Source organism: Kitasatospora sp. GP30 (genome assembly GCF_029892145.1).
GTDB classification, from domain to species: domain Bacteria; phylum Actinomycetota; class Actinomycetes; order Streptomycetales; family Streptomycetaceae; genus Kitasatospora; species Kitasatospora acidiphila.
The window spans coordinates 96,951-121,474 of sequence record NZ_JARZAH010000019.1 but is presented as its reverse complement, the minus strand read 5'-3'; the positions used below and the strand labels follow the sequence as shown (position 1 = coordinate 121,474).

The 24,524-nt window shown below is 72.1% G+C and carries 18 protein-coding genes and 1 pseudogene; 10 read left to right on the top strand and 9 right to left on the bottom strand.

Annotation, left to right across the window (positions count from 1 at the left end):
• Positions 1-32 precede the first annotated feature (32 nt).
• The 4 genes from P3T35_RS24355 to P3T35_RS24340 form a co-directional block, all read right to left on the bottom strand.
• The gene (locus P3T35_RS24355; RefSeq protein WP_101384206.1) at positions 33-599 is read right to left on the bottom strand and encodes a GNAT family N-acetyltransferase; all 567 of its coding nucleotides are present in this window, start codon (positions 597-599) and stop codon (positions 33-35) included.
• A 64-nt stretch (positions 600-663) separates the two neighbouring features.
• Entirely contained in the window at positions 664-2,130 is a 1,467-nt protein-coding gene (locus P3T35_RS24350) for an FAD/NAD(P)-binding protein (RefSeq protein ID WP_101384207.1), read from the bottom strand.
• A 46-nt stretch (positions 2,131-2,176) separates the two neighbouring features.
• Positions 2,177-2,746 carry a cysteine dioxygenase family protein gene (locus P3T35_RS24345; RefSeq protein ID WP_101384208.1) on the bottom strand — a complete coding sequence of 190 codons (570 nt, stop codon included), beginning with the start codon at positions 2,744-2,746 and terminating at the stop codon, positions 2,177-2,179.
• 194 nt (positions 2,747-2,940) lie between these two features.
• Positions 2,941-4,245, bottom strand: coding sequence for a trypsin-like peptidase domain-containing protein (locus P3T35_RS24340; RefSeq protein WP_143677019.1), 1,305 nt, complete (start codon positions 4,243-4,245; stop codon positions 2,941-2,943).
• Positions 4,246-4,664: 419 nt separating this feature from the next.
• Between P3T35_RS24340 and P3T35_RS24335 the strand changes: the two genes are divergently transcribed.
• Together P3T35_RS24335 and P3T35_RS24330 are read left to right on the top strand one after the other, a co-directional pair.
• Positions 4,665-5,867, top strand: coding sequence for a PP2C family protein-serine/threonine phosphatase (locus P3T35_RS24335; RefSeq protein ID WP_280707707.1), 1,203 nt, complete (start codon positions 4,665-4,667; stop codon positions 5,865-5,867).
• A 348-nt stretch (positions 5,868-6,215) separates the two neighbouring features.
• Positions 6,216-6,971, top strand: coding sequence for a LysR family substrate-binding domain-containing protein (locus tag P3T35_RS24330; protein WP_280707706.1), 756 nt, complete (start codon positions 6,216-6,218; stop codon positions 6,969-6,971).
• A gap of 70 nt (positions 6,972-7,041) precedes the next feature.
• Here P3T35_RS24330 and P3T35_RS24325 read toward each other — a convergent pair whose 3' ends face one another.
• Positions 7,042-7,704 carry an SDR family oxidoreductase gene (locus tag P3T35_RS24325; RefSeq protein ID WP_280707705.1) on the bottom strand — a complete coding sequence of 221 codons (663 nt, stop codon included), beginning with the start codon at positions 7,702-7,704 and terminating at the stop codon, positions 7,042-7,044.
• A gap of 317 nt (positions 7,705-8,021) precedes the next feature.
• Here P3T35_RS24325 and P3T35_RS24320 point away from each other — a divergent pair, with 317 nt between their 5' ends.
• The 5 genes and pseudogenes from P3T35_RS24320 to msrA all read left to right on the top strand — a co-directional run bounded on the left by P3T35_RS24320 (position 8,022) and on the right by msrA (position 13,906).
• On the top strand, positions 8,022-8,744 hold the full coding sequence (locus tag P3T35_RS24320) for an FCD domain-containing protein (protein WP_101384211.1): 723 nt from the start codon (positions 8,022-8,024) through the stop codon (positions 8,742-8,744).
• A 31-nt stretch (positions 8,745-8,775) separates the two neighbouring features.
• Positions 8,776-9,873: an acyl-CoA thioester hydrolase/BAAT C-terminal domain-containing protein gene (locus tag P3T35_RS24315; RefSeq protein WP_107503378.1), complete on the top strand. Its 1,098-nt coding sequence runs from the start codon at positions 8,776-8,778 to the stop codon at positions 9,871-9,873.
• A gap of 427 nt (positions 9,874-10,300) precedes the next feature.
• Positions 10,301-11,871, top strand: a pseudogene (locus P3T35_RS24310) (Re/Si-specific NAD(P)(+) transhydrogenase subunit alpha).
• A 6-nt stretch (positions 11,872-11,877) separates the two neighbouring features.
• Entirely contained in the window at positions 11,878-13,341 is a 1,464-nt protein-coding gene (gene pntB, locus P3T35_RS24305) for a Re/Si-specific NAD(P)(+) transhydrogenase subunit beta (RefSeq protein WP_101384214.1), read from the top strand.
• A gap of 58 nt (positions 13,342-13,399) precedes the next feature.
• Positions 13,400-13,906 (top strand): peptide-methionine (S)-S-oxide reductase MsrA, encoded by a 507-nt coding sequence (gene msrA / locus P3T35_RS24300; protein WP_101384215.1) that lies wholly within the window; start codon positions 13,400-13,402, stop codon positions 13,904-13,906.
• 369 nt (positions 13,907-14,275) lie between these two features.
• Here the strand turns inward: msrA and P3T35_RS24295 are convergent, their stop codons facing one another.
• The 4 genes from P3T35_RS24295 to P3T35_RS24280 all read right to left on the bottom strand — a co-directional run bounded on the left by P3T35_RS24295 (position 14,276) and on the right by P3T35_RS24280 (position 21,338).
• On the bottom strand, positions 14,276-14,974 hold the full coding sequence (locus tag P3T35_RS24295) for a hypothetical protein (protein WP_101384216.1): 699 nt from the start codon (positions 14,972-14,974) through the stop codon (positions 14,276-14,278).
• Entirely contained in the window at positions 14,974-19,182 is a 4,209-nt protein-coding gene (locus tag P3T35_RS24290) for an NEW3 domain-containing protein (protein WP_101384217.1), read from the bottom strand. The genes P3T35_RS24295 and P3T35_RS24290 overlap by 1 nt, the downstream gene beginning before the upstream one ends.
• A gap of 35 nt (positions 19,183-19,217) precedes the next feature.
• Positions 19,218-20,144 (bottom strand): glycosyl hydrolase family 18 protein, encoded by a 927-nt coding sequence (locus P3T35_RS24285; protein ID WP_180356791.1) that lies wholly within the window; start codon positions 20,142-20,144, stop codon positions 19,218-19,220.
• A gap of 174 nt (positions 20,145-20,318) precedes the next feature.
• Positions 20,319-21,338: a LacI family DNA-binding transcriptional regulator gene (locus P3T35_RS24280; RefSeq protein WP_101384219.1), complete on the bottom strand. Its 1,020-nt coding sequence runs from the start codon at positions 21,336-21,338 to the stop codon at positions 20,319-20,321.
• 141 nt (positions 21,339-21,479) lie between these two features.
• Here P3T35_RS24280 and P3T35_RS24275 point away from each other — a divergent pair, with 141 nt between their 5' ends.
• Genes P3T35_RS24275 through P3T35_RS24265 form a run of 3 tightly spaced genes read left to right on the top strand, consistent with a single transcriptional unit; the run spans position 21,480 to position 24,522 of the window.
• Positions 21,480-22,769, top strand: a complete 1,290-nt coding sequence (locus P3T35_RS24275; RefSeq protein ID WP_101384220.1) for an extracellular solute-binding protein — start codon at positions 21,480-21,482, stop codon at positions 22,767-22,769.
• A gap of 17 nt (positions 22,770-22,786) precedes the next feature.
• The gene (locus tag P3T35_RS24270) at positions 22,787-23,659 is read left to right on the top strand and encodes a sugar ABC transporter permease (protein WP_101384221.1); all 873 of its coding nucleotides are present in this window, start codon (positions 22,787-22,789) and stop codon (positions 23,657-23,659) included.
• Entirely contained in the window at positions 23,659-24,522 is an 864-nt protein-coding gene (locus tag P3T35_RS24265) for a carbohydrate ABC transporter permease (RefSeq protein WP_101384222.1), read from the top strand. The genes P3T35_RS24270 and P3T35_RS24265 overlap by 1 nt, the downstream gene beginning before the upstream one ends.
• The last annotated feature ends 2 nt before the right edge of the window (positions 24,523-24,524 follow it).

Here is a 24,524-nt window from a genome sequence, read left to right as displayed (position 1 = left end):
CGCCCCGTCCCGCCGGCGGCAGGATCTCCCGGCTACCGCTCGGTTCGCGCGATGGCGAGCTCGATCTCGTGGAAGCAGGGGGAGGGGGCGTCGAGGGAGACGAGGACCTTGGTGCCGGTGGGTTCGAAGCCGACCTTGCGGTAGAAGGCCTCGGCGCGGGCGTTGTCCTCGTGGACGTGGAGGCGGACCCGTTCGATGCGGGGCTCGGCGAGCGACCAGGACCACTCCAGGGCGGCGCCGACCAGCTCCTCGGCAAGGCCGGAGCCGCGCTCCGCAGGCCGGACGAAGACTCCGAGGAGGTGGGTCTGCGGCACCGTCGGCACCTCTCCGAAGACCGTGCCGTCGCCGGGCAGTTCGACGCGCGCCGTGATCGTGCCGAGCCATTCGCCGTCGGCGCGCTCCGCCACGAACTGCCGCAGCGACCTCCCCTCGTCGGAGGCTTCGGCGCGGGCCTGCCAGAGCTCGTCGGGTCTGGCCTCGGCCTGCTCCAGCGTCTCCAGGAAGGCGAGGTGCGCGACGGGGTCGCGGAGCGCGGCCAGCCGCAACTCCCTGACCTTGGACCAGTCGTGGTGCCGCACGGTGTTGATGGTGTGGATCATCCCCGGATCCTCGCACCTGTGCAGGCCCTCAGGTGCGCCCATGCCGGTTGAGGGCTCACGCAGGTCAGTACGCCGATGCCTGGGCCGGTTCCTGCGCCGGTGCGGTGTCGCTCGGCGGTGCCGCCGCGGTGCGGTCCAGCAGGAGCAGGGCGAGGTCGTCGGCCTGGCAGCGGATCTCGGGGATGGCGGTGGTTTCCAGCAGGTTGCCGCGCCGCAGCGAGCCCAGCGTCCACAGGGGTGCGGGTGCTCGGGTGCCGGCGGGGCGCAGTCGGCCGTCGGGGGTGGTGTCGAAGCCACCGCCAATGGGGGCGGGCGTGCCGAGGCCGCTGGTCAGCAGGTCGGTGACCAGGGGGTCGTCGGTCCGGGTGAGGTCGGCGTCGGAGCCGGTGCAGTTCAGTACCGCGCCAACCCGCAGCCGGCGGCCGTTGTCCAACCGGACGTCGATCTCCTCGATGCCGCCGCCGGTGGAGCCCGCGGCGGGCGCGGCGGGCGCGGCGGGCGCGGCGTCGGCCACCGTGCCCTGGCCGATCCTGACCAGGCCTGCGTCCGTGGCGGTGCGCAGCGCCGTGGTGCTGACCGGCGGGATGCGGTGGCGGTGGGTCTCCCAGAGGCGCAGGTCCCGAGCCAGCAGCCGGGCTTGGTCGGTGGTCGAGAGCTGCTGCCACAGGGCGCTGGTGACAGGCCGCAGGCTGTCCACTCCCGCCCGCCAGTCGCCGTGGACGCGGCGGCAGTAGGAGATGTGGCGCAGCACGGCCCGGCGCAGCGCGACCAGTCCAGGGCGGGCGTCGAGTTCGGGGGCGGGCAGGTCGGTGATCGGGGTGGTGGCGTGCGGCCGGGGTACCAGGCCGTGCCGCGACAGCGCGTGCACGACGCGGCCGGGGCGTTGCAGGCTGAGCGCCATGTCCACCATGGTCAGGCCGGTCCCGACGAGCAGCACATCGCGGTCCTCGGGCACCGCCGCGAGGGCGTCAGGTACCCAGGGGTCGGCCAGGAACCGGCTCGAGGAGCGCAGCGCGGGCGGCGCCCAGGCCACGCCGGGCGCGAAGTTGCCCAGCGCCAGCACGGCGGCGGCGACGTCGAGCGACTGGCCGCAGCCCAGCCGCAGGCTCAGCGGTGCGGCGGCCTGCGGCTGGTGGGTGATGCCGATGACGCGGTCGTGCACCCGGATCAGGTCGGGGACGTCGCGCTGGTTGCCGGCTGCCTCCAGGCTCTCGGCGAGGTACTGCCCGAACAGTCCCCTGGGCACGAAGTCGTGCTCGCCGGCGCGGTCGCCGAGCCAGCGCACGAAGTGGCCGGGGTCGTCCCGGTGGGCGCTCATCCGGCCGGCCGGGACGTTCAGCAGGTGGTGCGGCGCATCGGTGCCGAAGGCCAGTCCGCGGCCCGCGGGCCGCCCTTCGGGGTCGATGAGCCAGATCCGGGCCGGTGCGGGTCGGTCGGCGGCCGCGTTGTGGAGCAGCCGCAGCGCCGTCAGGGTGCCTGCGGCTCCGGCACCCACGACGGCGATGTCGTGCGCTGTACTGCTGTGGTTCACGGGGAGGTTGTCCTTTCGGGGCGGCTGCCCGCTGCCGAGGGAGAGCTCACTGCTCGCTCTCGGGGGCGCGGTAGGTCCGCCGGATGCTGGTGCCGAGCCGGGCGATGTCCGCGCCGTAGACGTGGATCGATATCGCCTTGCTCGAACAGGAGTTGCGCACCCGGTGGATGTCGCCGGGCGGCGCGAACGCGGCGATCGCGCCGGTGGGGTTCACCACGTCCTCGGTCGGGATCAGCCGGGACGTCAGCCCGTCGGTCATCAGCCGGTAGCGGCGCTCCTGCTCCTGGCCCTCGTGCACACCGGTGACGCACCAGGAGACGTGGTCGTGGATCCGGGTCTGCTGGCCGGGCAGCCAGACCAGCGCGACGATCGAGAAGCTGCCGTCGGGCTCGGCGTGCAGCACGTGCTGCCGGTAGTGGTCGGGATCGCCCTCGCGCTGCTCGGCGGTGAGCAGGTCCGCGGTGCTGAGCACGGGAGCGAGCAGCTCGCCGACCAGATGGGCCGTCAACTCCGGTGACAGGCCGCGCTGGATCACCTCGCGTATGTCGGCGATGAGGTCGTCGATCCTTGCCGTGACCCGGGCGACGACTGAGCCGGGCGCAGTGGGAGACGTCATGCTGCCAACATCGAGCCGACCGTGCCCTGATGTCTAACGATGATTCATAGGCCTTTGACCAAGCGTGACTTATGGCTCGGAGGCGCGACGGCATTGGTGACCGGGCCCTGACATAGGTCACGTGGAGTCGTCGGTCCGGCGCGGCCCGTTTCATAAGCAGAACTTTGGTGTGCCGGAGTGAGGCCGGCCGGGTCTCAGCCGGCCGGCCCGGTGGTCGGGGTGACCGTGGCGCTGTGCGAGGCCCCGGTGGCGTCGGTCCACTGGACGGTGAGCGGCTTGCCGACGGTGCTGCTCGCCATGATCGTGGTCAGCCCGGCCGGGGAGTCGACCGGCCGGCCGTCTACGGCGGTGATCACATCGCCCGCGGCGAGCCCCGCCTGCGCCGCCGGGGTACCGGTGATCACGCCCGCGACCGGTGCGCCCGAGCCCGCCCCGGTGCCCGATGCCGTCGCGATCTGCACCCCGAGGAAGGCGGTCGGCCCGATGTGGATCTCCGGGCCCGCCTTGCCCGCCATGATCTGCCGGGCCAGCGGCAGTGCCGTGTCGATCGGGATCGCGAACCCCTGCGGCGCAGCCTGCTGCTGCGCGCCGCCGCTGGTGTCGGACCCGGCGGTGTCGATGCCGATCACGGCGCCGGTGGCGTCGACGAGTGCGCCGCCCGAGTCGCCGGGCTGGACGTCCGCGTCGACCTGGATCATCCCGGTCAGCTGCTCGGCCGTCGCGCTGCCGGGGTCGTTCGCAATGACGGACTGGTCGAGCGCGGTCACGGTGCCGGCGGCCGCCGTCGCGCTGCCCGTGCCGCCCGCGTTGCCGATCGCGGTCACCGGGTCGCCGACCGCGACCTTCGAGGAGTCGGCGGTCTTGGCGGTCGGCAGGCCGGAGGCGCTCTGCAGTTGGAGGACCGCCAGGTCGCCGGTGCTGTCGTAGCCGACCACGCTCGCCGTGTAGGTGCGGCCGTTGCCGAGGTCGGTCGCGGTGATCGCGGTGGCGCCGTCGATGACGTGGTTGTTGGTGAGGACTTCGCCGTTCGAGCCGAGCACGATCCCGGTGCCGGCCGCCCCGGCGCCCTGGTAGCCGAGGACGGTGTTGATGACCACCAGCGCCGGATCGGCCTTCGCGAACGCGTCCGTCGCTCCGGCCCCGCTGCCGCTGGACGGGACGGCCGGTGCCGACGCGCTGCCCGGTGCCTGGGGCGCCTGCGACTGCCAGAACGCCCGGCTGACACCGATCCCCACCGCCGCGGCCACGGCCGCCACCGCCAGCGGCACCAGGTACCTGCTGACCCGGTGCCGCCGCGGCGGCACCGCACCGTCGCCGTAGCCGGGAGCCGGCGGGCTCGGCGGGTGCGGGGGTATCGGCGGCGGCGCCGAACCGTACGGCCCGGCCGGGGGAGCGTCCGGGGGCGGCGGCGGCCCCCAGCCCCCGGGCGGGCCGACCTGGCCACCGCTGCCTGACTTGTCGGAGGGGGCCGGGGCCCCGGGATCCTGGTGAGTGCTCATGACAGTCCCACATGTGGTGCGTGCCGAGAAGCCGATGGGGAACCGTCCCGGCCCTGACCCACCGGGCGGGGCGACCTCCCTTCCATCATGCGCAGCGATCGGTAGCACGCGCGTAAGAGCCGGATGAGTTGTTCCTCAAGGGCCTGAGCGGGCTTGGACGGACCGGATCCCGGGTGCGCCGCGCCCTGACTCCAGGCGTGCCGCACTCTTGTTCGCCACAGGGGCGGTGCGGGATCACCGCAGGATCCGACAGGCGGGGGCGGGAACGTCATGGCGGCGTGGTGACCGGTATGACGGTTGGGCGATCTGGCGCGCAGCCAACGGCTACCCCCACCGGCGGCAGCCGCGACCGCTCCGGGCGAGGCCGGAACGAGGCGCAACCGGCAGCCATCGGCCCCCCGGAGCGGATCTGACGGGCGATGACCTTGGGTAGTCGGGCGGGCCGGCCGGTCGACCCGGTGGCCGCAGCCCGGCTGGCGAACGACAGTGAGGAGAGGAAGCCGGTGCGCAACCACCTGGAGGCGACCATGCCCGAACCGGACACCGGGAAGGGGCTGCTCCCCTCGGGCCTGTCCGCCCGCCGGCAGGCCCTGCTACTCGGCTCCTACGGGCTGGTCGCCCTCGCGGTGCTGGTGGATCTCGCCACCGGCCCGGGGTCGACCCTCTCGCCGGTCCTGGCCTGCCTCCCGGTGCTGGCCAGCGCGGGCACCCGCTCACCGAGAGTGCCGGCGGCGGCCGGGGTCCTCGCGGCGGCGGGAGCGGCCCTGCTCGCGCTGGCCAACCCGGATGTGCCGCTCGCCGTCCAACTCGCCACCTTGACCGCGGTGGCAGCGGTGACCTTGGCGAGCACGGCCACCACCCTGCTGGTCCGGGCGCGCGAGCGCGAGCTCCTCCAGGTCCGTACCGTCGCGGAGGCCGCCCAGCGCGCCCTGCTGCGCCCCGTGCCCGCGCGGGTGGGAGCGCTGCGGATCGCCGTGCGCTACCTGGCCGCCGCGGCCGAGGCCCGCATCGGCGGGGACCTGTACGAGGTCCTGGAGACCGAGCACGGCATCCGGATCCTGCTCGGCGACGTCCAGGGCAAGGGGCTGGCGGCGGTGGAGACCGCCGCCGACGTGCTCGGGGTGTTCCGCGAGGCAGCCCGCACCGAGCCGGAGCTGGCCCGCCTGGCCGAGCGCCTGGACGCCGCACTCGCCAACCGCCCCAGGGCCGAGCGCTTCGTCACCGCCGTCCTCCTCGGCATCCCCGCCGCGACCGGTCCAGCCGAGGTCGTCAACTGCGGCCACCCACCCCCGCTGCTGCGTCACCGCTCCCGGGTGGTGACAGCACTGGAGCCGCCCGCCTTCGCACCACCGCTGGCACTGCGCGCACTGACCGGCGAGCCCTACCGCAGCAGCAGCTTCAACCTCCACCGCGGCGACCTGCTGCTCCTCTACACCGACGGGGTGGCCGAGGCGAGGAACGCGGCCGGCGACTTCTACCCCCTCGCCGCCCGCCTGGCCAGCGATCTCACCGCCGCGGAGCCGGACGCCCTCCTCGCCCAGCTGCTGGCCGACGTGCAGTCCTGGGCCACCGACGGGCTGAACGACGACGCGGCCGTGCTCGCCCTGCGACGCGAACCCTGAACCGGCCCGGGGCCGGACGCCCTGCCGGCCGCCTGGCCGGGCGGGCATTGCTCGGCAAGCGGCCGGCCTGCTGCGGCACCGAGCCCGGCCAGAATTGGTGAATTGCCCACCGCTGCGGAGCGGTCAGCTGCTCCCGAGGATCCCGAAGATCACACAGCAGCTCGTGCCCGGTCGAGGTCGACGACCTCGCCGTTGAAGCCGAGCTGGTGCAGGTCGCCGCCGGGTGCCTCGATGCGTCCGCCGGCGGCCAGGCCGCCGGCCTTGACGGGGTCGAACCCGGCCGCGCGGATCAGTCGCTCGGCCGCCTTCGAATGCCTGATATGCCCTCACCCAGTCGACCGACTCCCAGTGCTCGACGATCAGCCCGTCCTCGACGCGGAAGAAGTCGAGGGTGGTGAAGTCGGCCGCACGGCCGGTCCCGGCGATGGTGCCGTCCCAGACGCTGCGGGAGGCGAGCCGGTTGTTCTCGGCGACCATGTGCGTCTGCAGGGCCTGCCCGTCGGGCATCGCGCCGCGGCTGATCGCAGCTCCGAGATCCCCGGCCGCGTCCTCGCCGGCGATCTGGACGTCGGAATCGCCCTCTTCCCCGAGCCGATGAAGGGGGTGCGCAGCGCTGTCGTGCGGTCGGAGCCGCTCGCCCTGCTGTGCGGCAAGGACCACCGCCTCGCCGGCACCGACCCCGTCCCGGTCGCAGACCTCGAGAACGAGTCGGTGCTCCTGTTCCCGCGCGAACTCGCGCCCGGCTCCTACGACCGCGTCGTTGCCGCCTGCGAGCAGTCCGGCTTCCAGCCCCGCATCCAGATCTTCGCCGACCCGCCTCCCCAGGCCATGGTCGCCCGGCTGCGGGCCAACCGGGAGATCGGCCTGCCGCCCGCCTCGTTCGCCTACCACACCGCCGCAGCCGATCGCGGCTATGCCGCGTGTCGGCTCGTCCGTCCGGAGATTCGCGTGGAGTGGTCGATCCTGTGGTCCGCGCGCACGCGGCCCGCCGCCGTGACACGCCTGCTGGGAAGCGCCCGGCGATGTGCCGAGGAGCAGGGCTGGCTGCTGTCCACGCCTGACGACACCTGGGACGACAGCCGGACTTCGAACCCTTCTCCGTAGTCGTCGAGGTAGTCGTCGAGGCCGGCGATGCGGATGCGCGCGCGGGCCCGGCGCGTGCGGGGGTGCGTTCCTAGCGCATCACCAGGCCGCCGTCGACGGTGATGACCTGGCCCGTCAGCGCGGCGGCGTCGTCGCCGACCAGCATCGCCACCACGGCCGCGGTGTCGTCGGGGGTGAGCGGCCGGGGCAGCGCCTGCTGCGCTGCGACGTCCTCGAACTCCTCCGCCGGCACCACGCCGGTCGCCGGAGTCCGCGTCAGCCCGGGGGCCACAGCCGTGACGGCGATCCCTTGGCTGCCCAGCCCGACGGCGAGGGTGCGCGTCATGCCGACCAGCGCCCCCTTGGACGCCACGTACGCGAGCATGTGCGCGCCTGACGGACGCCAGAACGTGTTGGACACGATGAAGACCACCCTGCCGAAACCTCGCTCGCGCATCCCCGGCGTGAACGCCTGGGTGAGCAGCAGCGCCGATTCCACATTCACCGCCTGGATCCGACGCCACAGGTCGAGTTCGAAATCCTCGAACGGCCCGAAGGTGGCCATCGCGGCCGAGTGGACCAGCACATCGCACCTGCCATAGCGATCCAGCACCGCCTGCGCCGCCCGGCGCACCTCGTCCGGATCACCCAGATCGACCGGGACGTCACCCGTCCGGTCGAGCACGACCACGGTGTGATCGGCAGCGAGCCGCGAGGCGATCGCACCGCCGATCGCACCGGCGCCCCCGGTCACGACGGCGACCCGACGGCCCCCGGCCACTTCACTAGACGCGGTAGACACTGCTCAGCGCTCCTCTCGGTGTTGTCCTGCGCTCTCAGCGACAAGCTGCCCAGAACCCATGAAGATCGCGATATGCCGCCGGAGTACCAGTGTCCTGCGCCGGAGAATCGTCGGCAGGGCGGGCGGCCGATCAGGATCGCCCGGACCGGGCTCGTCGGGGCGGGATCCCCACGAGCAGGGCTCGGATGCGACCGCATCCCATGTCGTCCTCGCCCTCTGGCGGGAATTGATATAGTCACTTGGTCAATTGCTGAATGGGGGATTCGGTCATGGCAACCGGTGGAGCGGATGACCAGGCGCGGCATCCGGCCGGCCTGGCGGAGCGGCTGGCAACCGGCGTGCTCGACCTGATCGCCGAGCAGGGGCTCGGCCCCGGCGACAGCCTGCCCACGGTGCGGGGCCTGGCCGAGCGGTTCGGGGTGACACCGCCCACGATCCGGGAGGCGCTGCGCAGGCTGCAGGCCACGGATGCCGTCCAACTGCGGCACGGCTCCGGGATCTTCGTCGGTCCCGGAGTGCGGCGGACGGTGCTGCCCAATCCCAACTCCGTGCCCATCCGGGACGAGCAGATCCTCCACCTCGTCGAGGCGCGGCTGGCGATCGAACCGAGCATCGCCGCGCTCGCCGCCCGGAACCGTACCGACGAGCAACTGGCCGAGCTGGCAGCCGCGGTGGAGATCGCGACGCAGTCGCGGGTGCCCCGAGGCCGCAACTTCCACCGGGAACTGGCCGCCGCGTCCGGGAATCCGATGCTGTTCGAGGTCGTCGACTCGCTGCTCGCGGCGCGGCGCGGGGAGCAGCGCACCCTGCGCGGACTCATCCAGGACCGGGTCCACGACCGCGACCAGCACCGGGCGATCTTCGAGGCGGTGCGGGACCGGAAGCCGGTCGCAGCCGAGGAGCTCACCAGGCAGCACCTGCGTGAGCTGTGTGCGAGCACCGCGACGCTGCTGCGCCGGCCGCGAGAAGACCGGCCGTCGACGGATGTCTGACGCACCGTCAACCAAAGAGAGGCGCACACTTTTGCGACACCAGATTCGACCTGAGGCGCGTCGGTACCTCCCGCTGCGCCGGTCGGCGTCCGGCCTGGCCGCCGGGCTCGTCGCCGCGCTGGCGGTCGGCTCGTCGGCGGGCTGCTCAGCCGGCTCGGCGTCCGCCAACTCGGCCTCCGCCGGCCCGTCGTCCGTCAGCCCGTCGTCCGCCGACTCGGCGTCCGCCGGCGCGACCCAGGCCGGCCCGACGGTGGCGGTGAGCGGTGGGTCGGCCTGTGCAGGCGCCCCGAACTCCGCGACCACCCGCACGATCCAAGTCGGCGGGCAGTCAAGGACGTTCATCGAGCACCTGCCGCCCGCCGCCACCGCCGCCACCGCCGCCACCGCCGCCGGCACCGCCGGCGCGAAGCTGCCCGCGATCATCGCCTTCCCCGGCCGGGGCGAGACCGACAGCGAGCTGGAGGCGTACTCGCGGCTCGACGGTGTCAACGCCGTTGTGCTGTATGCCCAGGGCCTGAACGGAGAGGGTGCGAAGTCGACTTGGGAGGCCACGCCCTATCTCGGGGACTCCGCGCACGACTATGAGTTCGCCAATGACCTGGTGCGATGGCTGGCGCAGGCACCTTGCGTCGACGCCACCCGGATCGACCTGACCGGCAAGTCGGACGGCGCCGGCTTCGCCGCGTCGGCCGCCTGCACCATCAGCGGTGTCGCGGCCGTCGCCACCATCTCCGGTGCGTTCTACCAGGACAGCAACCACTGCACCGCCACTGGGCACCCGCTGCCGGTCCTCAACCTGCACGGCAGCAGCGACTGGGTCATTCCCTACGACGGCAACCCGGCCCGCAGGCTGTACGGGACCGACGCGTGGCTCCAGTTGTGGCGCCGGCGCGACAAGTGCACGGGCGCGGGAGCCGAGCAGACCCTCACCGCCGACGTCACCCAGACCACGTGGTCGGGCTGTGCCGACGGGTCGGTGGTCGTCAACGACCGCATCGCCGGCGGCGGACACACCTGGACGGTTGCCACCGCACCGAGCGGTCCTGGCGCCAGCGTCGGCCCGATCGACTCCGCGCAGACGATCGCGGCCTTCTTCACCGCCCACCCCCTGCCCGAGGCCAAGCCGTAGCCGGACCGCCCACCCCCTGCCCGGGCCAGGACGTAGCCGACCGCTCGTCACCGGCCCGCGCAACGGGCCGTCCGGGTGATCCCGGAGCCATGGGCGGGCGTGGCACGGGCGATCGGCAAGGGTGCCGAAGACCGCGTCGGAGTGACAGGGGAGGGGGCGGCCGCGCGGTGGGAGCCGGGGCCGGGACCTGCGAACGCGGTGAGCCGAGACGGCTCTACCGGGCCCACCGTGGTGAACTGAACTGACACGGCGTCAGCTCCGGCGAGCCAAACCCGCAGAGCCGACCCGTGTTGAGGTGAAACATGTCACGGTCCAGACCCCTGCGCCGGCCGCGCCCGGACGTGTAGGTTCCTGCGGCCAAGGGGAGCACTCCCCCGATCGCGGATCCCCGTCAACAGCTCCTGCGACGAAGAGAGAGCCACGAGAGATGTCTGCACACGGCTCTGCACACCACCACTCCCCGCAGCGCATCGGAGTGGTCACCGAGTCCGCCCCGGGCGAGACCCGGGTCGCGGCCACCCCGTCGACCGTGCGCGGCCTGCTCGCCCTCGGCTATGAGGTCGTCGTCGAGTCCGGGGCCGGCTCGGCCTCCGGCTTCACCGACGAGGCCTATGCCGAGGCCGGAGCGAGCATCGGCGACGCCTGGGCGGCCGACACCGTCCTCAAGGTCAACGCGCCGTCAACCGGGGAGATCGCCCGGCTGGGCGATGGCGCGACCGTGGCCGGCCTGCTCGCCCCGGCGCAGCGGCCCGACCTCCTGGAGGAGCTGTCCTCCCGCCCGCTCACGGCACTGGCGCTGGACGCGGTGCCGCGGATCTCGCGGGCGCAGTCGATGGACGTGCTCAGTTCGATGGCGAACATCGCCGGCTACCGGGCGGTGATCGAGGCGGCCCACGTGTTCGGGCGCTTCTTCACCGGCCAGGTGACGGCCGCGGGCAAGGTCCCCCCGGCGAAGGTCCTGGTGGCCGGCGCCGGCGTGGCCGGCCTCGCCGCCATCGGCGCCGCCTCCAGTCTGGGCGCGATCGTCCGCGCGACCGACCCGCGGCCCGAAGCGCCGACCAGGTGCGTTCGTTGGGCGGCGAGTACCTCGCCGTCGACGTCACCCAGGAGGCCAGTACCGACGGCTACGCCAAGGCCACCTCCGCCGACTACGACCGCGCGGCCGCCGAGCTGTACCACGAGCAGGCCCGGGACGTGGACATCGTCGTCACCACCGCGCTGATCCCCGGCCGGCCGGCCCCGCGCCTGCTCACCGCCGCCGACGTGGCGGTGATGAAGCCCGGCAGCGTCATCGTCGACATGGCCGCCGCGCAGGGCGGCAACGTCGAGGGCACCGTGGCGGGCCGCGCGGTGGTCACCGACAACGGCGTCACCATCATCGGCTACACCGATCTCGCGTCCCGGCTGCCCGCCCAGGCCTCGCAGCTGTTCGGCACCAACCTGCTCAACCTGCTGAAGCTGCTGACGCCCGGCAAGGACGGCCGGCTGGTGCTGGACTTCGACGACGTGGTCCAGCGCGCGGTGACCGTGGTCCGGGCGGGGGAGCTCACCTGGCCGCCGCCACCGGTGGCCGTCTCGGCCGCCCCCGCCGCTGGGCCGACCGCCGCCGAGGTGCCGGTGGAGCCGAAACGGTCCCGGCTCACCCCGGTGGCCCGGTTCGGCCTGATCGGTGTGGGCCTGGCGGCGATGTTCGCCGTCGTCGGCCTCGCCCCGGCCCAACTGGCAGAGAACTTCACGGTGTTCGCACTCGCCGTGGTGATCGGCTACTACGTGATCGGCAAGGTCCACCACGCGCTGCACACCCCGCTGATGTCGGTCACCAACGCGATCTCCGGGATCGTGGTGATCGGCGCACTGCTGCAGATCGGGCACGAGAGCGTGGTCGTCACCGTGTTGTCCTTCGCGGCGATCCTGCTGACGAGCGTGAACATCTTCGGTGGCTTCGCCGTCACCCGCCGCATGCTGTCGATGTTCTCGACGTCCCCCGAAAGGCGCTGAGCTCCGATGACTTCCACCACAGCCTCGCACGCCGCGGACCTGGTGGCCGCCCTGCTGTTCATCCTCAGCCTGGCCGGGCTGTCCCAGCACCGCACCTCCCGCGCCGGCGTCGGCTACGGCATCGCCGGCATGGCCCTCGCGCTGGTCGCCACCATCGTGCTGGCCGCCCAGAGCATCACGGCCGGCGCGGTCGCCCTGATCATCATCGCGATGGCGCTGGGCGGCGCGATGGGCCTGTGGCGGGCGCGGCAGGTCGAGATGACGCAGATGCCCGAACTCATCGCCGTGCTGCACAGTTTCGTCGGCCTGGCGGCGGTGCTGGTCGGCTGGGACAGCTACCTGGAGGTCGAGTCGCACGGCTCGGCGCAGACCCGGATCGCCGCCGACCTGCTGGGCATCCACCACGCCGAGGTGTTCATCGGGATCTTCATCGGCGCGGTCACCTTCACCGGGTCCATCGTCGCCTTCCTCAAGCTGTCCGCCCGGATCGCCTCCCGCCCGCTGACCCTGCCCGGCAAGAACGCGCTCAACCTCGGTGCGCTGGCCGCGTTCGCGGCGCTGACGATCTGGTTCACCGTCAGCCCGGCCCTCGCGCTGATGGTCGCGGTCACCGTCCTGGCGCTCGCGCTGGGCTGGCACCTGGTCGCCTCGATCGGCGGCGGTGACATGCCCGTCGTCGTCTCCATGCTCAACAGCTACTCCGGCTGGGCCGCGGCGGCTGCCGGGTTCCTGCTCGACAACAACCTGCTGATCGTCACCGGCGCGCTGGTCGGCTCCTCGGGTGCCTACCTGTCGTACATCATGTGCAAGGCGATGAACCGTTCCTTCATCTCGGTCATCGCGGGCGGCTTCGGCATCGAAGCCCCGTCGCGCGGGGACGAGGAACAGGGCGAGCACCGCGAGATCCGGGCCCGGGAGGCGGCCGAACTGCTCGCCCAGGCCAGCTCGGTGGTGATCACCCCGGGCTACGGCATGGCGGTGGCGCAGGCCCAGCACCCGGTCGCCGAACTGACCCGGCGGCTGCGCGAACGCGGCGTCGAGGTCCGCTTCGGCGTGCACCCCGTCGCCGGGCGCCTGCCCGGGCACATGAACGTGCTGCTGGCGGAGGCGAAGGTGCCCTACGACATCGTCCTGGAGATGGACGAGATCAACGACGACTTCGCCGAGACCTCGGTGGTGCTCGTCATCGGCGCCAACGACACCGTCAACCCCGCCGCCACCGACGACCCGTCCAGCCCGATCGCCGGCATGCCGGTGCTGCGGGTCTGGGAGGCCGAGCACGTCGTCGTCTTCAAGCGGTCGATGGCCTCCGGCTATGCGGGTGTCCAGAACCCGCTGTTCTTCCGGGAGAACAGCAGCATGCTCTTCGGCGACGCCAAGCAGAGCGTCGACGCGATCCTCCAGGCACTCGTCGACGCCGGTCCGCACGCCTCCGGCCCGGCCGCCCAGCAGACGGCGGCGGCCGGCTAGCCGGTCCGCGCTGTAGGGTCGGGTCGTGGTGGGACACCCGACTCGAAACGGAGAGACGATGGCAATCGAGAAGGCGATCCTCGCCGGCGGCTGCTTCTGGGGCATGGAGGAGCTCTTCCGCCGGCAGCCCGGTGTGCTGTCCACCAGGGTGGGCTACACCGGCGGTGAGGTCCCCAACGCCACCTATCGCCACCACGACGGCCACGCCGAGGCCATCGAGGTGCTGTACGACCCGGCCCTGACCGACTACCGGGCGCTGCTGGAGTTCTTCTTCCAGATCCACGACCCCAGCACCAAGAACCGCCAGGGCAACGACATCGGCAGCAGCTACCGCTCCGGCATCTTCTACACCTCCGAGGAGCAGAAGAAGACGGCCGAGGACACCATCGCCGACGTCGACGCCTCGGGCCTGTGGCCGGGCAAGGTCGTCACCGAGGTCAGCCCCGCCGGCGCCTTCTGGGAGGCCGAACCGGAGCACCAGGACTACCTGCAGAAGTTCCCCGACGGTTACACCTGCCACTTCCCGCGCCCGGGCTGGAAGCTGCCGCGCCGAGCGGCGGGCTGACAGCACGCCGCTGGGCGGCAGCTCACGGGGTCGGACAGCACCTGCCGGCAGCGGCGCTGCGCTGGTGGGCTTCCGAGTCGTTGGGGGCTCGCTAGCGCTGCGCTGGCGGGCTTCCGAGTCGTTGGGGGCTCGCTAGCGCTGCGCTGGCGGGCTTCCGAGCCGCTGGGGGCTCGCTAGCGCTGCGCTGGCGGCCTTTTGCGCCGCTGGGGGGGCAGTGTGGTCCGCTGTGCGGCCTTCCCAGGGACCCGCGGGCCGGCCGAGGCGGCAGCCCGGTTGCCGCCCCGGCGACCTGGGCCGGCGTGTCCTGCCACCGCTACCGCGGCGAGGACGGCAGGGCTGGCGCAGTGGGCCGGGCGCGGAGGCCGTCCGTCAGTGCCGGTGGTCGTAGTCGGGTTGGGCCGGGTCGCCCGGGTGTTCCAGGCCGGGGACCAGAGTGAGGCGGATGGCCCGGGCCTGGTCCAGCCAGCGGACGAAGGCGATACGGCGGGCGCAGTCCAGGAGTTCGGCTGCCGGGTCGGGGACGGGGGCGGGAGGTGCCAGGCCGAGGAGGGTGGCGGTCCAGGGGCCCACGGTGACCGGCCGGCCGGGTCCTGCGGTGCGCAGGGCGTCGGCCAGGTCGGTGGGGAGGGTGGCCGGGTCGGCGGTGAAGTCGCCGTCGGGGGTGCTCAGTTGCCACTCGGGTAGGAGCGGCGGCGGGGCGGCGGCGGGCGGCTGCTCGGTGACCTGGACGTCGGCCGTGACCGCCTCGTACACCGCCCGGACGGCGGCGCTGCCCTCGAAGGCGGCCGCCGCGATCGAGCCGAGTTCGACTGCGGCTCGCTGGTCCAGGTGAACTGGTGAGGCTGTCGTGTAGTCCAGGCCCCGGGCGGCGGCCTCGGCGGCGCACAGCTCCTCGGTCAGCAGCACCTGGGCCACCCAACGGGTGAGTTGGCGGTCCTGCTGGGTGCCGGGGGCGGGGAGCGCCGAGGCACGCGGGCCGGCGCGCAGGGCGGCGAGCCGGGCGTCCAGCTCGGCGCGGGGGAGTGGGCGGCCGTCCAGCAGGCCCAGCAGCGGCTCATGGGTGTGCATCACGGTGCCGCCACCCGCAGTTCGACGGTGGGTGCGTACTGGCAGCGGCCGAACCACATCACCTTGGCCACCGCCCAGGAGTGCCCCGGTGCTGCGTCGGTGGGTACGGCCACCTCGAACGCGACCGTGGTCTGCTCCCCGGGCGCCACCGCGAAGCCCCGCACCGGTTCGGCGAGCAGCTCCCAACTGCCCCAGGGCGAGACCAGTTGCAGTTCGCCGCGGATCTCGCCACGGGTGCGGTTGGCCAGCCGCACCTCGATCGCCGTGCTGTCACCAGGGGTGAGGCGGAGGGTGGTTGAGGTGACGTCGACCGACAGGCCGGTGTCCCGGGCCTTGCCGGACTTGGTGCCCTGGGTCTGCCGCCCCTCGTCCATCGGCTTGCCAGGGACGGGGAGTTGGCCGCCCGGTACCTTGCCGACCGCGACCGTGGCGACGTCCTCGACCACCTGCCCGTCGTACTCGGTGCGCACGGCCACGAAGTACAGGCCCGGTTCGGCTCGGTGCGCCGGGGTGACGGTGATCGGCAGTTGCAGGTGGCCGTCGACGGCGAGGCGGTACGGGCGGCGCCGGACGGACACCTGCCAGCCGTCCGGGGCCAGGATGTCGAGGGTGCCCGTCACCTCGGTGTCGCGCAGCTGGGAGGAGAGCACGGCGGTCAACTCCACCGGCTCGCCGTTGGTGTGGCGCAGGGCGGGGCTGACGCCGACCGACAGCGGGAGGTAGCCGAGCGGTGCCGGGCCCCGGTTGTGCAGCCAGTAGCGGGCGTGCACCGGCTGGGCGCGCTCGGCCACCGGCCCGAGCACCTCGATGGCATCCGTGGCCGCGGCGGCTGTCGCCACCCCCACCACCGTGGCGATCCGCGCGCCCGTCAGCTCGATCGCGCCGTCGGTCACCTCTGCACCCGGCCGCTCCAGCAGGTCCGCCGAGTGCAGTCGGTCCAGGGCCAGCGCGCCACCGAGGCGGGCGGTGCTGCCCAGCCCGGTGGACTCCAACAGCCGGACCGTCACCCCGTTGCTGGCGTCGGCAAACGCGGCCGATCCGTGTGCGACCGGGTTCCCCTGCGGTTTCAGAGCGCCCAGCCGCACCGCGCGGGCCGGCTCGACGCGCAGCCAGGACAGCTCGGCGGGCAGCGGCCCGGCCTGCGCCAGAGTTACCCGCGAGTACAGCGGGTGGTTGAACTCCTGCCCCTGCGCGGGCAGTTCGAGGGACCGCCAGTCACCGTCCCCCGACACCAGGGCGTAGCTGAACTCATGTGTCCAGTGCTGCAGTTGGAAAGCGCTGCCGTCGGGGGCGGTGCGCCGCGGCGGGTCGATCCAGACGCCGGACGGCCAACCGGTGCAGGAGCGCATCAGGGACAGGTGGAGCGCACCGGTGGGGTCGACCGCGAAGCCGGGCAGGCCGTAGCTGAGCAGCGCCACCGTGTGGTCGGTCAACCGCTCGCTCTCGTCCAGCGGTTCGGGGCAGATGGCGTCAACCGCCGCGTCGGCCAGGTCGGCGGCGAGCGCGTCCCGGTCCAGCGCCACCAGCGCGGGCAGCGCCCGCAGGTCGCGCAGGTCGGCATTGGGCTGCCAGACCTCGCGTAGCGGCCGCTCGGCGGGGATCCACACCCGCCCGTGCTCGGCGAGCAGCTCCGCGTACGGCTCACCGGCCCGCCCCAGCAACTCCCGTACGGCCGGGCTGCGTTCCGGGCTGCCGAGCAGGATGCGGAAGTCCGGCAGGTTGGAGTCGACGTCCAGCCACCCGTACCGCGACCAATCGGCGCTCGCGGTGGTCGTGGTGACGCCGACCCGGGCCAGCGCCACCACCAACTCGCGGGCGTCAGCCGCCTCGTCGAGCTCGGGCACCACCAACTCGGCCACACCCAGTGCCCGTTCACCCAGGGAATCACCCTCGGGGGAGAACACCCGCACGCGTGCCGTAGCGCCCAGGCCGAACCAGGTGTTGGCGGGGTTGTCCAAGGTCCAGGGTGCCTCGGCGACATCGACGTCCGGCAGGGCGAAGCCGCGCCCCACCACGGCGTCGGCGACCTCGCTGATCGGCAGGGCGCCGGGCAGGTCGGCCGGGAACCGCACCCGGACCAGGCGGTCGGCGGCCGTGTAGTCGAGGACCCTGGTGCGGCAGTCCACCCGGTCGGCGCCGTGCCACAGGGTGACGGTCTGCTCGTAGGTGATGCCGTCCACCTGGCCGGTGGCGACCAGGCGTTCACCCAGCGGCCCGGTCTCCCGGTGCACCGTGGCGGCGTGCCCTCCCGAGCCGACGGCCGGGCCCTTGGGCAGCAGGTGCCAGGGGCCCTCGCCGAAGTCGGGGTGCTGCGGGTACTCCTGGTAGACCCGCAGCTCATTGCCGAGCTGGCCGGCGCGGAGCAACTCCCGATCGTGCCGCCGGTCGTACACACTGGACAGCGCGCCGCCCCGGGCTGGATCGGCGGTGACCCGGTAGCGGTGGTTGGCCACCGTCAGTCCATCGGTCCGCCGCCAAAGGGGATCTGACGAGCCGTCAACCAACCGCCAGGTGCGCCAGCCCAGTGACGGCACCCGGTCGGCGGCGAAGTGCAGCACCCCGTCGGCCACCGCACAGGGCACCGGTTCGCCGTCGTCGTCGAGGACTCGGGCATCCGTCAGCTGGTCGGGAAGTCGAAGGGAGGCCACGCCCGAGCGGTCGAAGGAGAGCGTGTTGGCCACCACCACGGCCGGCCCGTCCCCGCTGGTGTCGATCCGGGCCACCAGCGCCTCCAGTGAGCGGTCGCGGACCTCGGCGGCCAGGTCGTGCGCCTCCCGCCAGCCCCCGAGCAGGTCCAGATAGACCTGGTCCGACTCGGAGCCGGTGATCGCGTCATGGTGGGCGCCGTAGGCCAGATGCCGCCAGACCTTGTCCAGCGCGCCGTGCGGATACCGGCCCAGGCCCTGGAGCGCGGCCAGGGTGGCCAGCTTCTCGGCGTCCAACGCGGCCACCTCCGCCGCCCGCTGGGCCTGCTTGGTGTCGATGTAGGAGACGTCCTTGCCGGTGTAGATCGGGTTCATGTCCCGGCTGATCGGGCTGGGACGGCGACCTGAGGCCTGGAGTTCGGCCCGCACGGCGGTCAGGAAGTCGCGCGGGGTGCCGCAGACGAACCGCGGCCAGACGTACTTGGCCGCCCAGGAGCGGTGGATCTCGGTGACCCACTTGTTGGGCGGGGTGTAGTCGGTGCCGACCGGCAGCAGCAGGTTGCGGGTGGCGCCGACCGGCTTCAGCTTCTGGTAGAGCTGGTAGACGGCCTGCTCGGCGGTGGCCAGGTCGGGGGAGGAGTCCATCCACCAGCCGGCCGAGTAGTGGTGCGGCATGTAGTGCGTGAGCACCCCGTCGCCCGAGGGGGAGAGCCACTCGAACTCGCTGGGGAACTGCATCACCCGGGCGTCGTCCTTGGCCGTGCGGAAGTTCTTCTGGATCGGGCCCCACTGGTGGAACGGGCCGCGTGCCCAGGCGCTGGCGGTCAGCCCGGCGGCGGCCAACAGGCCCGGGAACTGCGGGTCGTGGCCGAACACGTCCAGCTGCCAGGCGGTCTGCGGGTCGCCGCCGAGGATGTCCCGCTGGTAGCCGATGCCGTGGATCAGATTGCGGATGGTGGTCTCGGAGCCGGTCAGATTGGTGTTGGGCTCGTTGTAGGTGCCGCCGACCAGCTCGACCCGGCCCTCGGCGAGCAGTCGGCGCAGGTCGGCGCGGCGCTCCGGGTGTTGGTCGAAGTAGGGCTTGAGGTAGTCGACTTCGGCCAGTACGAACCTGTAGTCCGGGTCGCGGAGGGCGAGCGCCAGATGGGCGTCGACCAGGGCGAAGCCGTTGCGCTCCCAGAGCGGCCGGGTGGTGGCGTCGCCGGAGAGCAGCTCCCACGGGGAGGTGTAGGCGGCCTGGGTGTTCCACCACACCGGGTCGTAGTGGAAGTGCGAGACCAGGAACATGGTCCAACCCGGCTCGGCGACCAGCACGGTGGCCTCGACCTGGGAGCGGCGGGTGGTGACGGTGACCGGCAGCTCGGTGCCGGGGGCCGCGCCGGTGATCTCCAGCGGTACCTCGACGGTGCCCGTGCCGCTCGCCTCGCCGTGCACCCCGGGGCCGCTGACGGTGACGGTGGTCGACCGATGGCCGCTCAACCTCACCCGCAGCACCTGGCGCGGGTCCTGTTCCGTGCCCACGAACAGGTCGGTGGACTCCACGGCGGTGATTTTGACCGACACGGGCGGTGCTCCTCTCTTCGTGGACTGACGCTACGTCAGTTCATCGCGTTCTGCGCCGCGGCGTACCAGGAGGCCGGTCCGCTGCCGTTCACTGGGACGGCGTTGAAGTACTCCCATCCGGCGACCCCGCCGAAACCGGGGTACTCGCCGACCAGCGCGGTCAGCGTCGAGCCGAGGGTGGCCGGGTCGACGTAGCCGTCGCAGTTGGCCGAGTTGGTCACCGCGCCGGCGACCACCCTGGACGGGGCGAAGCCGTTGGCCACCACCGAGTCGTAGTCGCTCGTGCTGCTCAGATCGCCCCAGCCGCAGTAGAACTGGGCGTTGTACCAGGAGATCCGGCTGCCCATGTCCTGGTCCAGCCGGGAGTAGTCGAAGCCGCCGGAGAAGCTGGAGTTACCCGAAAGGTCGCTGGCGACCGGCGCCAGGTTGACGATGAAGCCGCTGCCGAAGTCGGTGTGCAGCTGTTTGATCAGGTGTTCGGTGTCGGCGAGCGAGAAGGTCTCCTCGATGTCCAGGTCGACACCGTTGAAGTGGTGGGCGCGCAGGGTGTCGCGCAGCTGCGGGTAGTAGGTGGCGAAGTTGTTGTGCAGGTCGGCGTAGCTGCCCTGGGCTGCGCCGCCGAGCATCGCCTCGATCTTCAGGCCGCTCTGCTGCAGGGTGGCCAGGTCCTGCCACATCTGGTGGTACTTGGCGGCGGACGGCGGGTCGTCGTTGAGGGTGATGGTGGAGCCCGCGTTGAGGTGGAAGGCGGCCACATCGACGTCGGTGGCGGCACCGCGCAGCGGGAGCGGGGAGACGTAGCTGCCGTTGTCGTACTGCGTCTGGTAGTAGGCGACCACGTGGTGGGCCGGAGTGGTGCGGTGGGCGGGGTCGGCGGCGTGGGCGCCGGCCGGGGTGACGGACAGGGCCAGTGCGCCGACCGCGAGTAACGCGAGCGCGGCGGAGCTGCGGAGCCGGGGCATGAGGGGCACCTCCGTGCTGGGGGAGCGGACGCCGATCGGCATCCGCTTCGCCAGGGGACGCTAAAGCGATTTAGCTTCGGGAGTCAATGCCCGTGCACCGTCCGGAAGATGCGGATGGCAGCGTCGAGGAGTGCGGACGGCAACGTCAAGAAGTGCGCGCTTCACGCGAGTTGATCACCGGCGCGGCATCGCGGTGCTCTCCCGGACGGTCAGCCGGGGCGTCGCGGTCTTCAGCTCCACCTGGCTGAGCGGGTCCTCGATCGCGGCCAGCAGGGTGCGGGCCACCAACTCGCCCAGTGCGAAGGTGTCCCTGGTCAGCGCGGTCAGCGGGGGGTGGACGATCCGGGCGAGCACCGAGTCGTCGAAGGAGACCAGCGACAGCTCGCCCGGCACCGCCACACCCATCTCCGCGGCCACCCCCAGCCCGGCCACCGCCATCACATCGCTGTCGTAGACGATCGCCGTCGGCCGCTCCCGGCGGGCCAGCAGCGCCCGGGTGGCCGCCGCACCCTCCGCGTCGCTGAAGTCCGTGGGCACCGAGTACGCCTCGACCAGGTCGAGCCGGCGGGCCGCGTCCCGCAGCGCCCGGATCCGCCGCTGGGTGTGCAGGAAGGCGGGCAGCCCGGCCAGATGGGCGATCCGGCGGTGACCGAGCGCGGCCAGGTACTCGACGATCGACAGCATCGCCGCCCGGTCGTCGGCCCAGACGGTCGGCAGACTGCCCTGCCGGCGCGGGCCGCCCAGCACCACGGTGGGCATCCCCAGCTCCTCCAGCACCGCGATCCGCGGGTCGCGCACCTGCAGGTCGACCAGGACGAAGCCGTCCACCCGGTGCTCCGAGGACCAGCGCCGGTAGACCTCGATCTCGGCGGCGGTGTCCTCCACCACCAGCAGCTGAAGTGCCGTGGAGTGGGTGGAGAGTTCGGCCTGCAGCCCGGAGAGCAGCTGTGCGAAGAACGGTTCGACCCCGACGGTGCGGGCCGGACGGGCCAGCACCAGGCCGACCGCACCGGCCCGGGCCCCGCCCAGCGCCCGCGCCGCGCTGTGCGGGCGCCAGTTCATCTCCTGGGCGACCCGCAGGATCCGCTCCCTGGTCTGCTCGCTCACCCCCGGCCGCCCGTTCAGCGCGAACGACACCGCGCCCTTGGAGACGCCCGCCTGGCGGGCGATGTCGGCGATCGTGGGTCTGCCCATTCGTGCGTCCTCCCTTGACACCCGTTCCGGCGGCGAGCATAGTCCACCGCATCGCTGTACCGGTTTAGCAAACCGATGCAAGCTTCGCGGAGCGCTCCAGAACCACCCTCATCCAGCCGTGCAGGAGCGGAGACCCCCCCCATGCCCAGAATCCGCACGTTACTGGCCCTCGCCACCGCCGTCGCCGCCCTCGCCGGCTGCGGAGTCGGCGGCGGATCGGGCGACGCGGCCAAGCAGACGGTCGCCACCGACAGCCCGCTCAAGGGCGAGATCAGCTTCCAGACCTGGTCGTTGAAGAACGACAAGTTCACGCCGTACTTCACTGCCCTGATCAAGGACTTCGAGAACCAGCACCCCGGCACCACGGTCAACTGGACCGACCAGCCCGGCGATGGCTACGCCGACAAGGTGACCAGCCAGGTGACCAGCGGCTCGCTGCCCGACGTGGTCAACCTGCCGCCCGACATCGCGCACGCCGTCGCCAAGGCCGGCGGCCTGCTCGACCTGGGCCGCAACGTGCCGACGCTCAACCAGGATTACGTGCACAGCGGCCTGAAGACCTACACCTACGCCGACTTGGGGACCGCGACCTACGCCCTGCCGTGGTACCTGGGCACCGACGTGTCGTTCTGGAACAAGGCCATGCTGCAGCGCGACGGCCTGGATGCGGCCAAGCCGCCGAAGACCTTCGACGAACTGGTGGCCGCGGCAAAGGTGATGCACGACAGGTCGGGTGGCAAGGACTACCTGATGAGCCGCCCCCCGGGCCTCAGCGACATCGTCAACTCCGGTACCCAGCTGATGACTCCGGACGGTAAGAAGTTCGCCTTCAACACCGACGGCGCCGCCGCGATGCTCGACAAGTACACCGCCGCCTTCAAGGCCGGCTACTTGCCGTCCAATGTGCTCACCAGCACCTACGAAGGCAACTCGGCGCTGTTCGTCAAGCAGCAGGTCGCCTGGACCAACGCCGGCGGCAACTACATCCAGAGCCTCCAGCAGTCCGACCCCAGCCTGGCACCGCAGGTCGTGCCCTCGCCGGCGCTGGACACCGCCCCGCTCTACGTCCAGGGCGTCTCGGTCGCCGCCAAGAGCAAGAACCTGCCGCTGGCCCTGGCCTTCGCGCAGTTCGTCACCGACAACGCCAACCAGGTCGCCTTCATCAAGCTGGCTCCCGGCTACCTGCCCGGCACCACGGCCGCCGCCAGCGACCCGGCCTACAGCAAGAGCGACGGCACCCCGCAGGGCGACGCCTCGGTCTACGCCTACCAGGACATGCAGACGGCGGTGAACTTCACCCCGCCGCTGTGGACCGACGCCATGAACACCGCGCTCAACCAGCAGATCGCGCTTGCCATGACCGGAAAGGAGAGCTCCAGGCAGGCCCTGGACAACGCCGTCAACCAGGCCAACCAACTGCTCGCCCAGTAGCCCTGGAAGGTCGCCCGATGAGATCCCACCGCCCGTACACCCCGTGGCTGTTGGTCGCGCCGGCGCTGCTCTGGCTGGCGGTGTTCAACCTGTGGCCCGCGCTCAACACCTCGGTGCTGTCGTTCACCAATGTGCACACGCTCAGCGGTGGGTCCTTCATCGGGCTGCGCAACTACTCGCTGATGTGGCAGGACCCGCACCTGCGCGACGCCATCCTCAACACCCTGGTGTTCATGGCGGTCTGCGTGCCGCTGCTGACCTTCCTGCCACTGCTGCTCGCCCTGCTGGTGCAGCGCACCCTGCCGTTCATGGGCTTCTTCCGGACCGTCTTCTACTTCCCGGTGATCGCCTCCGCGGTGGTGGTGGCGATGATCTGGCAGTGGCTGCTGGACGACCGCGGCCTGGTCAACGGCCTTGCCCAGCAGGCCGGATGGATCCACTCGGCGCTGCCCTTCCTCACCGACCGCTGGCTGCTGCTGTTCAGCGCGATCGCGCTGACGGTGTGGAAGGGGCTGGGCTACTACATGGTGCTCTACCTGTCCGCGCTCGGGAACGTCCGCCGCGAGCTGCACGAGGCGGCCGCGGTGGACGGTGCGGGCACGGTACGCCGGTTCTGGTCGGTCACCGTGCCCGGGGTACGCGGCACCATGGCGCTGGTGGCGATGCTGATCGCGGTCAACGCCATGCGGGTCTTCGCCGAGCTCTACGTGCTCGGCGGGCGCACCGGCGGGATCGGCGGCCAGGACGTCTCGTTGGTGATGCTGATCCAGCAGGCGGCCTCCGGCGCCGACGGCCGGCTCGGCTACGCCTCGGCGCTGAGCGTGCTGCTCTTCTTCCTCACCGTCGGCCCGCTGCTGCTGCTCGCCCGCTGGAACCGCAGGGAGGACTGATGAACAGTCAACTCAAGCGCAGATCACCGGTCTTCGACGCCGTCACGCCCCTCGGGCTGACGGCCCGCTACCTCACCCTGCTGGTGGTGCTGGCGATCACCGTGGGGCCCATGCTGTGGGAGCTGTCCACCTCGCTGAAGAGCGCGACCGAGGACGTCTACACCGCCACCCCGCGGCTGCTTCCCGCGCACCCCAGCGCGGCCGCCTACGGCCAGGTGTCGCGGACCGTGCCGATCGCCAAGTTCGCGCTCAACTCGCTGATCGTGGCGGTGTTCTGCGTGGGCGGCAACCTGGTCGGCGCCACCGCCGCGGGCTATGCGCTGGCCCGGCTGAAGTTCCGCGGGCGGCGCCTGGTGCTCGGGCTGTTCCTGGCCACCCTGGTGCTGCCGGGGGAGGTCACGGTGATCTCGCAGTACCAGACGGTCACCCGGCTGGGCTTCGGCAACTCGCTGCTCGGGGTGGCGCTGCCGTCGATGATCGGCGCGCTGAACGTGCTGCTGATGCGCAACGCCTTCCTGGCGATCCCGGCCGAGCTGGAGGACGCGGCGGTGCTGGACGGTGCCAACGTCTGGCAGCGGCTTCGGTATCTGGGGCTGCCCAGCGCCAAGGGCACCCTCAGCGTGATCGCGATCCTCACCTTCATCGCCGCCTGGGACGACTTCCTGTGGCCGCTGCTGGTGCTGCAGAGTCCCGACAAGCTCACCCTGACGGTCGGCCTGTCCTATCTGCACAGTGTCTTCTCGGCCGACCCGCGCACCATGGCGGCCGGGACCATGATCGCGCTGGTTCCGGTGCTGGTGCTGTTCACGGCGTTGCAGCGGTTCTTCTTCAGGGGTGTCGGCGAAGGGGCGGTGAAGGGTTAATA